Below are 12,779 nucleotides of genomic sequence, written 5' to 3'. Positions count from 1 at the left end.
GATGTATAGGATACGCATATCTGCATTATCTGTAGTACCGTATGTAATCTATCTATGTGTAATCAGTCCAATATGTAAAATATGTAACGTATAAATACTTGTATTATTTGTAATTTATGTAAGATTTGATCACTTGAGTACCGTGTTTGCTTTATGTGGATGCAGGTTTTTTACAAATCTTTATTTGTAATATCTGTAATATTTATGGGATGAGAATATTTGTATTGTGGGTAAATTAATCCAATTAATCCAATTAATCCAATTAATCTTGATAAAAATTAAGGCTCAAGATAAGTTAAGCGGATTCTCTCTTATCAATTTTAACAGTTTCTGATATAAGTTTTCCTGTGTAGTTTTAGTATTATATCTAAATTCGCATTCTTTAAGATGAAGTAAGAAATTCCCTTTCTTAATGCCTTTAAATTTAGCTAGTCTATGTTTAGCGTATCCCCAGAAATTCTCAATGCCATTTATATGGTTTTTCCCATTAGCGAATTCATTTTTGGAGTGTTTTACTCTGTAGTGTGCTTTGACTCCGTAATCAACTAAACCATCATAAGCTTTCCAACAATCAGAATAGATAGTAGAACTATCAAGCTCGCTAAATTCCTTCAGTATCGGCAATAGCTCATTAGCAGAGCAGTTTTTAACTATTTGGGTATATACCTTACCGTCACGCTTTAGCATTCCAAATACCGGTGTTTTATTTGCTGCCCCTCTACCTCTTTTTCCTCTTACTCTTTTAGATCCGAAGTAACTTTCATCAATCTCAAAGCGAAGCTTCTAGGCTGGCTTGGAAATTTCACCGCTAAATTTACTTATCTTTTCACACTCTTTAGACATAAGAATTCTTATTTCTCTAAAGATTTTGCATAGTGTTACTTCTGAAATTTTAGTTAAATTCGATATCTTTGATGCTTCTATATCCTCTGCGAAGTACTTTAAAATTTCTCTAAATTTCTTTTCTGAAATTCGGGAACGGACTATATATTTGTTTTTTAACTTCGCTACGCTCGTTACTTTTCAAGAACATAGTTCTCATCGTAACTTACTACTCCTTTGTGTGAGCTTAAGTTAAAGAGAGCCAAAATTAATAATCATTTGGTTGTTTGCTTTTATCTTATAAAAATCAATGTTCTTGCGTGTTTATTGATTTGCCTAAAATATGATTTGCGGTTAATGATAGCAGAATAATAGACGAGAATAATTAGATTTAGTCGCCTTATTATAAAACTTAATTCATTTTAAGATTTAACAAAAAAAGTCCAAAGTTGTTCTTGTATTGGTTGAGGAGTGGCGAAAATAAAATTTAAAAACGATAATATATATGGCACCCAAGATGGCACCTAGCTAAACCTTAAAGCTTCAAAACATTGATAAAATCGGGATTTATAAAGAAATGGTGGTTAGAGGCAGAATCGAACTGCCGACACGCAGATTTTCAGTCTGCTGCTCTACCGACTGAGCTATCCAACCACGCTGATAAAAAGAAATGTGATTTTAGCTATTTGATACTTAAATTTTGGTTAAAGGCGTAAATTTTAGTGCGTTTTTTAAATCGAAATTTATTCAAAAGATTACATAGCGAGATTTAGGCCGTTTGCTCTTGAATTTGACACCATTTCGAGCGCAAGTCTCACTAAATTTACAAATTTAAAATCGCTTTTTTAAATTCATCTCCGCGCTCTACGTAGCTGCCAAACTGATCGAGGCTTGCCGCAGCAGGGCTTAAAAGCGCTATTTCGTCCAAATTTTCATCATTTGCGCCAGCCTTTACAGCTCCGTCAAATTTGAAATTTTTATCTATCTCGCCGACCGCGACGTTTAAAAATTCGCATTTTACGGCCGGGATTTTAAACTCGCCCGCAAGCTTCATCAGCTTGTCTGTATTTGAGCCGATAGCGTAAATTTGCACCTTGGTGCCGTGCAAGGCTTCAAAAAGCGGCCGCATATCTACGCCCTTATCGTCGCCGCCTAAAATCAAATGCAAAAATTTGCCCTCATATCGCTTTACAGCTTGGATGCTTGCGTCGATGTTGGTCGCTTTCGTGTCGTTGACCCATATCCTACCGCGCGCATCGCGAAACTCCTCGAGCTTGTTGCCCTCGATGACAAAGCCGTTTAGTAGCCGTGCGTCGCACCTATCGAGCAAAATTTTCTGGATAGCAAGCGCCAAAAGCGCGTCCGTTAAAAACGGCGTTTTAAAGGCGATATCGTTTAAATTTACGCCGCAAAACCGGGCCAGATCGGCCTCGTTTTCGTAGCTTATCACCTTTGCTTTAGTCGCTGCCTCGGCATAAATTTTAGGCAGGATCGCGACCGTATTTTCGCCCATCATCGCCAGCGGCTTTAGCTTGGCGCGCTCATACTCGGCAAAGTCGCCGTGCCAGCTGAGGTGATCTGGCGTGATAGGCAAAAGCGCGTATATGCCGGGCGTCGCGGCGTTTGTATAGTGCAGTGTAAAGGAGCTGGTCTCGAGCACCCAAATTTTGGCGTTTGGGTCCAGGTCTGCGAGCGGGACGCCGACGTTGCCGCCCATTACCGAGCCGTAGCGCGCCAGCAGGTGCTGCGTCATCTTTGTCGTCGTGGTTTTGCCGTTCGTGCCGCTGATCCAGACGGTAAATGGCATTTTGTCGCCGTAAATTTGATAAAAATAGTCGTACTCGCTGATGAGATTTTGCGCGTTTTTAACCAGCTCGTGGCTCGGCGGGAAGCCCGGGCTCGGGATCTCTAGGCTGCTTTTTTCTGGGACGAAAAGATTTGGCGGTAGTAGGGTATTGCCCCACTCGTCGCCTGAGATCTCGCTAAATTTATCATCATAGATGTCCCAGCCGTCCTCGCCGCCGAAGTTTTTTGCGATAGCGCGCGTCGTGCCGCCGTAGCCAAATAGCGATTTTCTCATCTATCTCCCCTTTCGCCCCATAAAATTTGCGTTATCTCATCGGCGCCAAGCTCGGTTATTTCGCCGTTTTGCTCGCATCTTTCAAAAAGCCGCGGATCGTAAGTATCCTTAAAATTTAGCCTTAAAAACTCGGTGAAATATCCGCCCTCTACGGCAAAATTAGGACGATACCAAAAAGCGTCCAAAAACTCGTCTCCCGTCTCGTGCGGCTCAAAAGTACTCATCCGCTCTACGATCTCGCGCAGTTCGTCCCTTGTGATATCAGGCACCAAATTTGGCTCGGGTAGCGCGATATCAAAAGCCAAATTTTCCGCGCCGTCCGCTTCCCACCATTCCCGCAGGTTAAATTTACTCATATCTTTGCCCGTGATTTTGTGAAGCGCATCTTCCAGCTCGCGGTATTTTGCGCCGTCCTCATCGCCGTTTGCGTCACAGTAGTCGGCGTAAGCTAAAATTTGCCTTAAAATTTCGCCGTATCTTTCGCGCGCCGTTTCAAAGTCGGGCATAATCTGCACTCGCATCAAATTTACCTGATTTTTAGCGCGGTCAGGGCGATCAAATTTGCCAAGATAGCAATGAGCCAAAATCTCACGATGATCTTATTTTCCACCCAGCCTTTTATCTCGAAATGATGATGTATCGGCGCCATGAGAAAAATTCTCTTTTTAAGAATTTTAAAGCTTCCGACCTGCAAAATCACGCTTAGAGTTTCCATAACAAAGACGAAGCCGATGATGACGAGCAGGATTTCGTTTTTCGTCATCACGCCCATAAGGCCGATGTATGCGCCCACGCTTAGGCTTCCGCTATCGCCCATAAAAACCTCGGCCGGGTGGCAGTTAAACCACAAAAATCCCATCAGCGAGCCGATCAGCGCGGCGGCCACGACGACCGTCTCGCCAACTCCGGCAATCTTTGGTAAAAGTAAATACGAGCTAAATACCGCGTGTCCGCAGATGTATGCAAATACGCCCAGAGTCAGCAGCGAAAACACCGCAGGCACCGTAGCTAGCCCGTCTAGGCCGTCGGTTAAATTTACCGCGTTTGAGGCCGCGACGATGACGAGCGTCCAAAAAGCCACCGCAAAAACGCCTAGATCAAGCACGGGAAATTTATAAAACGGTAGATAAAATTTGCTCCCTAGCTCGCCTTGCAAATACAGCAACGCCGAAACGACAAGAGCGATTAAAATTTGCACCGCAAGCTTGGCTCTAGGGCTTAGTCCGTCATGGTTTTTGCCGCCTGAGATTTTGCGAAAGTCGTCTTTAAACCCAAGCGCCGTAAAGCCTGCGAGGCAGATCAGAGAAGCGAAAACGAAAAGATTGTCCAAACGCGCGCAGATCACGCTCGCAACAAGTGCCGCTCCGATAAAAACCAGCCCGCCCATCGTCGGCGTTTTGGCCTTTTTTTGGTGCGTTTGCGGAGCTAGCTCGTAGATGGGCTGGGCGGCGTTTTTGGCCTTTGCCCACGCGATAAATTTAGGCAGCGCCCAAACGGTCAAGCAAAATGCGATAAAGAACGAAAAGCCCGCGCGAACGGTGATGTATTGAAAGATATTAAAATTTAACAGTTCATAAATATAGTAAAACATAGAGGCCTTTATTTTTTAAAAAACTAATTTTAGTATAATGCCGTTAAAAAACATCTAAATTTAAGGCGAAAATTTAAAAATGGCGCAAAAAACGGTTTTAGTGATAACTGACGGCATCGGATATAACGAAAGTAGCGAATTTAACGCATTTGCAGCGGCAAAAAAACCCACTTACGACCGGTTGTTTAAAAACGTGCCAAACGCGCTCATAAAAACCTCGGGCCTAGCGGTCGGTCTGCCCGACGGACAGATGGGAAACAGCGAGGTCGGGCATATGTGTATCGGCAGCGGGCGTGTTTTGTATCAAAATTTGGTAAAAATTTCGCTCGGTTTTGAAAACGGCTCGCTAGCTAAAAGCGAAAAGCTTTTAAATTTGTTTAAAACCTGCAAACGCGTCCACGTCGTCGGGCTTTACAGCGACGGCGGCGTGCACTCGCACCTGAGCCACTTTGACGCGATGTGCTCTCTTGCGGTCGCAAACGGCTGCGAGGTGTGCGCTCACGCGATAACCGACGGTCGTGACGTGGGGCCCAAAAGCGGGCTGGCTTTTATCAAATCATTGCTAGAAAAGGCGCAAAGCGGAGGCTTTAGGCTGGCTAGCGTTAGCGGTAGATTTTACGCGATGGACCGCGACAAGCGCTGGGAGCGCGTAAAAACGGCCTACGACGCGATGACCCGTGGAGAAAATGCGCAAACCATATCGCCGCTAGAATACGTCATGCAAAGCTACGAGGCGGGCGTGACGGACGAGTTTATCGTGCCGGCTAGCTTTGGCGGCTTTGAGGGGATAGGCGAAAACGACGGCGTGATATTTATAAATTTTAGAAACGACCGTGTGCGCGAGATCGCGGCGGCTTTGGGCGATGAAAATTTTAGCGAATTCGCGCGCCCGTTCGTCGTCAAAAATCTAATCACGATGACCGAGTATGACGCAAATTTCGCCTTTCCGGTATTATTTGAAAACGAAAAGCTAAAAAATACCCTTGCCGAAGTCGTCGCAAACGCGGGCCTAACGCAGCTGCATACCGCCGAGACCGAGAAATACGCGCACGTGACGTTTTTCTTTAACGGCGGCGTCGAGGAGCTTGCCGAAAACGAAACGAGGGTGCTGGTACCAAGCCCTAAGGTCAAAACCTACGACGAAAAGCCCGAAATGAGTGCGCAGGCCGTGTGCGAGGCGGTGCTAAAAGGTATGGAGGACGGGCAGGATCTTATCGTGGTAAATTTCGCAAACGGCGATATGGTCGGGCACACGGGCGAATTTGACGCGGCGGTAAAGGCGGTCGAGGCCGTGGATGCGGCGCTGGGACGCATCGTGGCAAAGGCCAAGGAGAAAAACTACGCGCTAATCATCACGAGCGACCACGGCAACTGCGAGCAGATGAAGGATGCGCAGGGTAATTTGCTAACCAACCACACGACTTTTGACGTATTTTGCTTCGTGATGGGCGAGGGCGTAAAGGCGGTAAAGCCCGGCGGTCTAAACAATATCGCCGCGAGCGTTTTGACGCTGATGGGTATCGAAAAACCCGCCGAAATGGACGAGGCGCTGTTTTAAATTTTTAGTTTTATTCTTGATTAAATTTTCGCATCGACGCCGAGCGTTTGCCGCTTTTTGTTCGGCTTTGCTTGCTTTAGCGCGAGTAAATTTAGCTCGGATACTCGGTAGCGCAGGCTGTTTTTATAGGCGAAAAAAGCGAAAATACTCTCGCTAACGTTTTAAATTTTTATAAATTTTGCCTAATTTTCGCTCAAATTTTTCTATCCGAGCTGATTTTTGCGTGCGTGTTGCGAAATGATACGAATTTAAGCGATTTTGTTACTGTTATAAGCGGTTAAATTTGAACCCGAAATTTGCATTTGCGTATGTTCTAGGTACTATAATAAAACAGCTCATATCCGCACAAATTTCGCTTTTTTCAGCATCTCAAAATTTCATTTTCGCTAAAATCGGGCTAATAAATTTAAAGAAAAAATGCAAGCTTTGAGCATAATCGTTAGAATAGGCGGCGAGTTTTGCGAAGGATTTGGCGCGCAGACTAGACGAAAAGATCGATATAATGCGTTTCAAGCGAGAGTGATTTTAGGGCTTTTAGCGACGAAGTGAAGTTTAGCGAGCGCGTGCGAGTCGCGCGGAGCGGCATCGCGGCGGACGACTCGGCGAGTCCGGAAATCCTGCTCAAAATAAAGAAAACGAATTTAACGAGGAATGTGCCATAAAGCTTCATTTGCACGTTTGAGGCGAAGCGAGTAACCGAGCTAATCGGCCAAGAGGAGTTTGGGCAAAGGATCGAGGAATAAAAAGCTGATAGATCGAGCAAACGATGTTAAGCGCTTTATGGGCTTTGATAGCTCGTTAAAGGCGGTAAATTTGCGGATAAATTTGTTTAAAGTAGGCGGCCGGGCTTTTATGCCTTACGCTTGCCGCAAAAGCGTCAAATTTAACGACGAAAACGCGCGAGATCGGATACGTAAAGGCTGCGTCGTGTCGTATCAATAGCGTATTTATCTTAGGAATTTATAAGGAAAACGAGTGGAAAATTTAAAACAAGGAAATTTTAATCAAGCAAGCGGGCTTTACCGCACGACAGAAGCTGGCGGCGCGTCAAATTTGCAGAGCGAAACTTTAGCGCAAGGAAATTTAGAGCGCGCAAATCTAAGCAGAGAAAATTGGGCGCACTCAAATTTAAACGGGCAAACGGCTCGCATCGATGAAAGAGACCGCGCAAAGGAGCGAATCGCCGAGCGTAAAAAGGTCCATTTCATCGGTATCGGCGGTATCGGCATCTCGGCGATCGCGCGGTTTTTGCACGAAAAGGGTTTCATCATCAGCGGTAGCGACATCAAGGAGAGTCCAACTACGCGCGAGCTAGCCGCGCAGGGTATCGACGTCATCACGCCGCATAGCAAAGCCGCGATCAAAGATCAGGACTTCGTCATCTACTCGGCCGCGATAAAGCCTGACAACATCGAGCTCGTCGAAGCGCGAAGCAAAGGGCTGCAGTGCCTATCGCGCAAAGAGGCTCTGCCGATGGTGCTTGAAGGTAAGCGCGTGTTTTCTGTAGCGGGCGCGCACGGCAAAAGTACGACCTCGGCGATGCTCTCTAGCCTCGTGGAGGGCTCGGTCATCATCGGTGCGATCGCCAAGCAGTTTGGCTCAAATATGAAATACGAGCCCTGCGACAACGTCATTTTCGAAGCCGACGAGAGCGACAGCAGTTTTCTAAACTCAAACCCGTATCTAGCCGTCGTAACCAACGCCGAGCCCGAGCACATGGAGCATTACGGCTATGATTTGGAGAAATTTCACGCGGCGTATCGAGGTTTTTTGGAGCGAGCCAAGGTGCGCGTGATAAACGCCGAGGACGAGTTTTTAGGCACGCTAAAGCTCGATGCCGTGCGCCTTTATCCGAGCACCGATATTACCGAGCTTAGTATGATTGTGCGAGATTTCGTGCCTTATACTGCGTTTAATCTAAAAAATTTAGGCAAATTTGAAGTGCTGGGTATGGGCGAGCATATCGCCGTGGACGCGTCGCTAGCCATACTTGCCGCGCTAAATGAAACCTCTCTGGCGCAAATTAGGCAAAATTTGCTAAATTTTAAAGGTATCAAAAAGCGCTTCGATATCCTAACCGCTAGCCGCAAATTCGTACTCATCGACGACTACGCCCACCATCCGACCGAGATCAAAGCGACGCTACAATCGGTCTTTGAATACGCCAAACTACTAGGTATCACAAAGATCACGGCGATCTTTCAGCCGCACAGATTTACGCGCCTAAGCGCAAATTTAGAGGCCTTTAAGGAGTGCTTTGACGGCATAGACGAGCTAGTTATCCTGCCCGTTTACGCCGCGGGCGAGACGCCGATAGATATAAATTTAAAAGAGGAGTTTAAACGCTACAACCCCGTGATGACGCAAAAAGTCGCGCGCGAAGGCGAGGGGATAGTCTTTACGGACGAATTCGGCGTGAAAAACCTGCTTGATGACGGGTTGGTTATAGGGTTTGGCGCGGGCGACATCACCTATCAGCTAAGAGGCGACGTATGAGGGTCATAATCGTACTTTTAGGCGTGCTTGCCGCGATCGCGATATTTAGCGTGAGCGACGAGAAGCTGAGCAAAAAGGCGAAATTTGTCATCACTTTTTCGGCGATTTTCATCGCGGCGGCGCTGTATTTTTACGAGAGCGCCCTGCAAAGCGAGCAAAGCCAGAGGCTAGAGCTAGTCGCGCTTTTTAACCAAGGCAAAACCCTAAAATGCGGAAATTTCGACGTAAATAATACTAAATTTAACTACGAGTTCGGCACGTCCTCCTTCGTCGCAAAACGAGTGGCAAAGGAGCTAAACAGCGTCAAGATCGCGCTTGAGGGCTGCGAATTTAAAGGCGAATAATTGCGTAATTTTAAAGATAATCAAAATTTGACTAAAAGCGGCGACTTTTTGGGAACGAACGGATTTTTCGGCGTCGGCGAACTTCGCGGCACGTCAAATTTAAGCGGCCATTTTTCAAATTTTGCGACTCGCTTAAATTTTAGCTCGAATTTAAACGATAATAAGGCAAAATTCGACGGCATCGGCGAGTTTAAAAATACGATGCCAAGAGCTCAAAAAAGCGGCAAGTTTTACGAGTCTAAATTTGATCCACGCGCGGGAGAGTATAAAAATAGCGGCGGCGCTTGGGAAGCAAACGGGCGCGAAAATAACGTCTCGCGCGAGCAAAGAAACGGCGATGTTTCGGACGCTGCGGCGCACCGCGAGCAAAAAGAATTTGCAAACGCGGAAGGCTTTGAGCGGCTTATAAAAATTTTAGACCTGCAAGGCTATATGGAGAGGTTTAACTCCTTTTTAGCGCGCCCTAAGCCGCTTTTTATGGCGGGCGACAGCAGGCTGCATTATGAGAAAATTTTAGAACTCTCGCAAAAGCAGTTTGATCCGCCCGCATCGGCCCAAAATCTAGACGACGCGCTCATGCGCCTTAGCAAGCAAGCCACGCTACACGTGAGCGAGATTTTTGAGTTTGCTAAGATAATTGGCTATTTTACCTACCTAAAAACGCTCAAATTTGAGGGCAAACTAGGCGAGTGGCTCGCTAAAATCGAGATCCCGCAGCCGATGCTAAAGCTCGCAAACTCATTTGATAAAAACGGCGAGCTAAAAGACGAAGTAGACGAGCGTCTAAGCGGTATCAGAGACGCGTTTAGCACCAAAAGAGCGCAAATAGACGCCGATCTGCGCCGTCTCATCTACTCAAAATCTATCGCGCCCTATCTCGTCGATACGCAGGTGCACTATATCAGCTCGGTCGAGGCGCTGCTCGTGCGAGGAGGGTTTAACCACGTGCTAAAGGGCACGGTCGTGGCTAGAAGCTCGGGCGGCTACTTCTATGTCGCGCCAGAAAACATCCAAAAACTCAAAAAAGAGCAAAGCGAGCTGCTGGACAAAAAAGAGGAAATCGTCTACGAACACTGCAAAATTTTTAGCTCCGCGATGCACAAGGGCCTCCTATTTTTAAAATTTATAAACGGAGCGTTTGACGTATTTGACGCTTACTGCGCGCGGGTTTTTACGGCTAAAAGCGCGGATTTTGAGTTCGTGCTGCCAAGCGGCGGGTCAAATTTAAAGCTGGCAAATTTCGCCCATCCCGCGCTAAAAAATCCAAAAAGCATCAGCATCGACTTTAGTAAAAAGGTGCTACTGATCACTGGCGTAAACGCGGGCGGTAAATCGATGCTGTTAAAATCTCTCATAGCCGCAGCCTTTCTAGCTAAATACCTGCTGCCGATGCACATAAACGCGCAAAAATCGCAGATCGGAAATTTCAAGGAATTTGACGCCATCATCGAGGATCCGCAAAACGTGAAAAACGACATCTCGACCTTTGCGGGGCGTATGGTGCATTTTTCCAAGCTTTTTACGAAGAAAAATCTGCTCATCGGAGTCGATGAGATCGAGCTGGGAACGGATTTTGAGGAGGCTGCGAGCCTATACGGCGTGATGATCGAGCGGCTGATGGGGCAGGATATCAAGATGATCATCACCACCCACCACAAGCGCCTTGCTATGTTGCTAGCCAAAAATCCCGAAGTCGAGCTTGTGGCGGCGCTTTACGACGAGGAAAACTCTCGGCCTAAATTTGAGTTTTTAAAAGGCACGATCGGTAAATCATACGCCTTTGAGACCGCGGCTAGATACGGCATCGCGGCAAATTTGGTCGCGCAGGCGAAAAAAATCTACGGCGAAGACAAAGAAAATCTAAACGAAATCATCACAAAGACGCTGAATTTAGAGGTGCAACTCAAAGAAAAGCTCGAAAGCGCGGAGAAAAAAGAGCAAAAGCTGGACTCCCTAATCGAAAATTTAAAAGAGCAAAAAGAGCGCGCCGAGGCCGAACAGCATGAGGTAATAACGCGGCTGGAGCGGGAGTATTTTAAGGCTATAAACGAGGCTAGGCGAGCGATAAATCTAGACGACACCAAAGAAAAACAGCGCGCCCTAAACCGCGCAAACGAGGCCAAACGCGCCGTGCAAAAGCCAGAAATCTCCACTCCGCCCGAGCTAAAAGTCGGCGACCGCGTAAAATACGGCAAGATCAAAGGCGTCGTAGCAAGCCTCGGCAAAAACGATGCCGTGATACAAACCGATAACGTGAGTATGCGCGTACCGATAAACCAGCTAAAAATCAGCGGCGAAACGCCAGCACCCGCGAAAAAATCGGGCATAAATTTAAGCGTGCAAAAGCCGCAAAATGCCAGCGTCACGCTCGATCTACACGGCCTGCGCGCGGACGAAGCGGTACAAAAACTGGATAAATTTATCTCAGATAGCCTAGTGATGGGCTTTGACGAGGTACAGGTGTATCACGGCATCGGCACGGGCAAGCTCGCCTACGCAGTCAAAAATTTCTTGCGCGAACATCCGAGCGTGAAGGAGTTTTTTGATGCGCCGGCGGGGCAGGGGGGATTTGGAGCGCAGATAGTTCGTCTGTAAATTTGCCTTGCTGCGGCTTGTCTTTTTGGTTTATACGTCGTTAGATCTAAATTTTACTCGGTCACTACCGACAAGGTAGCTCCCGTCGTAAAATTTAAATCCGCCTCGTCTAAACGCAAAAAATACTTCGCCTTAATTTTTTTACGTTCAAATTTGAAGTCAAATTTGCAAATTTGAGTCACCGAGACCCGCATCTTGAAAACGTAAATTTAAATTTGCGGCGCGATAGCGTCAAATTTAAACCTACACGCAGTGCAGCAACTTCACACGTCGTAGGGAATAGGGGGATTGTTTTTTTTAAAAAAAAAAAAGGGGGGGGGGGGAGGGAGCTCTTTTGCTCTGCTCGCAATGCGAGTAGAAAGCGACTTGGTCGGCTTCGGTCACTACCGATGAGGTAGCTCCCGCCCTTAAATTTAAATCCGTTTCGTCTCCTCGTAGCGAAGTTTAGCTTCACTGCATTCACTACTGCAAGCAGAGTGTTACGAGTGCTTGTGCGAAGTAAAAAGAAAAAATACTGCGCCTTGATTTTCTTCAAACGGCTCGTCTCGTGAGCACTTTTCCGAGATTTTGCAAAATTTTTGCTCCGCAGGCTATATGACTAGCGCATGCTCAATTTTGCTTCTTCTGCTTGCAGCTGCGAGCTTACGAAGCAGAAAACTCGAAAAATCATCTCGCGATACTTTGCCTTATCGTTTTGTGCTCAAATTTGACTTCAAATTTGACTCACCGAGACCCGCACCCTAAAAATGCAAATTTAAAATTTGCGGCGCGGCAGCGCTATCGCACCTGCTTAACTTTAACTTTAACTTCACTACGTTCGCTACCATCGCTCTATCGAGCTTGAGACCGCTTCGTTCGTTACGAGATGGCGACAAGTCGCCCCTACGAAGAACGTGCAGTAGGGTTAAAGAGAGCTTCTGCATCGCTACGCTCACAACTGCAAGCAGACGGGGGCGGGTCTGCTTCTGGCAGTTCTCAAAGAGAGTGCGTCTTAACAGTAGCAAACGAAGTGCAGCTAAGCACAAGGCGAGTACATAGCACGACGCAAAGAAAAAAGGGCGCTCTACTTCGCTTCACTCGTAGCTGCAAGCAGACCGTAAGTAGGTCTGCTCTGCTTCGCATTCTGTTCGCAGCTTTTGGGGAAGCAGTTACGAGCCGCAGGCGGTCTCAAGCCCCATAGGGCGATAGTAGCGACCGTAAGGTAAGCTAAGTAAAGCCCCTTGTGCATCCCAAGAAAAACAAAATTTAATTGGCGAGTAAAGTTTAAAAATCTATGCTAAATTTGGCTCCAAA

At 46.7% G+C, this 12,779-nt stretch carries 9 protein-coding genes, 1 tRNA gene and 1 pseudogene; 6 read left to right on the top strand and 5 right to left on the bottom strand.

From position 1 onward, the window contains the following. Positions 1–285: 285 nt before the first annotated feature. The 5 genes and pseudogenes from CRECT_RS09955 to mraY all read right to left on the bottom strand — a co-directional run bounded on the left by CRECT_RS09955 (position 286) and on the right by mraY (position 4,493). Positions 286–987: pseudogene (locus tag CRECT_RS09955) on the bottom strand (IS1595 family transposase). Positions 988–1,400: 413 nt separating this feature from the next. Next, positions 1,401–1,476: transfer RNA gene (locus CRECT_RS09950), tRNA-Phe, on the bottom strand. A 169-nt stretch (positions 1,477–1,645) separates the two neighbouring features. Further along, complete coding sequence (gene murD, locus CRECT_RS09945; protein WP_002944931.1) at positions 1,646–2,902, bottom strand: UDP-N-acetylmuramoyl-L-alanine--D-glutamate ligase; 1,257 nt, start codon at positions 2,900–2,902, stop codon at positions 1,646–1,648. Then, the gene (locus CRECT_RS09940) at positions 2,899–3,423 is read right to left on the bottom strand and encodes a hypothetical protein (protein ID WP_039888310.1); all 525 of its coding nucleotides are present in this window, start codon (positions 3,421–3,423) and stop codon (positions 2,899–2,901) included. The genes murD and CRECT_RS09940 overlap by 4 nt, the downstream gene beginning before the upstream one ends. A 5-nt stretch (positions 3,424–3,428) precedes the next feature. After that, positions 3,429–4,493, bottom strand: a complete 1,065-nt coding sequence (gene mraY, locus CRECT_RS09935; RefSeq protein WP_002944993.1) for a phospho-N-acetylmuramoyl-pentapeptide-transferase — start codon at positions 4,491–4,493, stop codon at positions 3,429–3,431. Positions 4,494–4,572: 79 nt separating this feature from the next. Between mraY and gpmI the strand changes: the two genes are divergently transcribed. From gpmI to CRECT_RS09910, 6 genes are all read left to right on the top strand, one after another. After that, a complete protein-coding gene (gene gpmI / locus CRECT_RS09930; RefSeq protein ID WP_002944930.1) occupies positions 4,573–6,051 on the top strand; it encodes a 2,3-bisphosphoglycerate-independent phosphoglycerate mutase in 1,479 nt (492 codons plus the stop codon). Between the two features lie 426 nt (positions 6,052–6,477). Continuing rightward, positions 6,478–6,600 carry a hypothetical protein gene (locus CRECT_RS12995; RefSeq protein WP_257792175.1) on the top strand — a complete coding sequence of 41 codons (123 nt, stop codon included), beginning with the start codon at positions 6,478–6,480 and terminating at the stop codon, positions 6,598–6,600. A gap of 231 nt (positions 6,601–6,831) precedes the next feature. Then, on the top strand, positions 6,832–6,993 hold the full coding sequence (locus CRECT_RS09925) for a hypothetical protein (RefSeq protein WP_157752390.1): 162 nt from the start codon (positions 6,832–6,834) through the stop codon (positions 6,991–6,993). A gap of 237 nt (positions 6,994–7,230) precedes the next feature. Further along, a complete protein-coding gene (gene murC, locus CRECT_RS09920; protein ID WP_039888324.1) occupies positions 7,231–8,547 on the top strand; it encodes a UDP-N-acetylmuramate--L-alanine ligase in 1,317 nt (438 codons plus the stop codon). Further along, the gene (locus tag CRECT_RS09915; protein ID WP_002944952.1) at positions 8,544–8,891 is read left to right on the top strand and encodes a hypothetical protein; all 348 of its coding nucleotides are present in this window, start codon (positions 8,544–8,546) and stop codon (positions 8,889–8,891) included. The genes murC and CRECT_RS09915 overlap by 4 nt, the downstream gene beginning before the upstream one ends. Positions 8,892–9,323: 432 nt before the next feature. Further along, positions 9,324–11,486 carry an endonuclease MutS2 gene (locus tag CRECT_RS09910; RefSeq protein WP_050771505.1) on the top strand — a complete coding sequence of 721 codons (2,163 nt, stop codon included), beginning with the start codon at positions 9,324–9,326 and terminating at the stop codon, positions 11,484–11,486. The last annotated feature ends 1,293 nt before the right edge of the window (positions 11,487–12,779 follow it).

This window comes from Campylobacter rectus, from assembly GCF_004803795.1.
Classification (GTDB): Bacteria; Campylobacterota; Campylobacteria; order Campylobacterales; family Campylobacteraceae; genus Campylobacter_A; species Campylobacter_A rectus.
This window is presented reverse-complemented; position numbering and strand designations above follow the sequence as displayed.

What these genes read in the sequence shown, in the direction of transcription:
- murD (WP_002944931.1), bottom strand. Translation starts at nt 2,902, where the DNA reads ATGAGAAAATCGCTATTTGGCTACGGCGGCACGACGCGCGCTATCGCA.
- CRECT_RS09940 (WP_039888310.1), bottom strand. Translation starts at nt 3,423, where the DNA reads ATGCGAGTGCAGATTATGCCCGACTTTGAAACGGCGCGCGAAAGATAC.
- mraY (WP_002944993.1), bottom strand. Translation starts at nt 4,493, where the DNA reads ATGTTTTACTATATTTATGAACTGTTAAATTTTAATATCTTTCAATAC.
- gpmI (WP_002944930.1), top strand. Translation starts at nt 4,573, where the DNA reads ATGGCGCAAAAAACGGTTTTAGTGATAACTGACGGCATCGGATATAAC.
- CRECT_RS09925 (WP_157752390.1), top strand. Translation starts at nt 6,832, where the DNA reads ATGGGCTTTGATAGCTCGTTAAAGGCGGTAAATTTGCGGATAAATTTG.
- CRECT_RS09915 (WP_002944952.1), top strand. Translation starts at nt 8,544, where the DNA reads ATGAGGGTCATAATCGTACTTTTAGGCGTGCTTGCCGCGATCGCGATA.
- CRECT_RS09910 (WP_050771505.1), top strand. Translation starts at nt 9,324, where the DNA reads ATGGAGAGGTTTAACTCCTTTTTAGCGCGCCCTAAGCCGCTTTTTATG.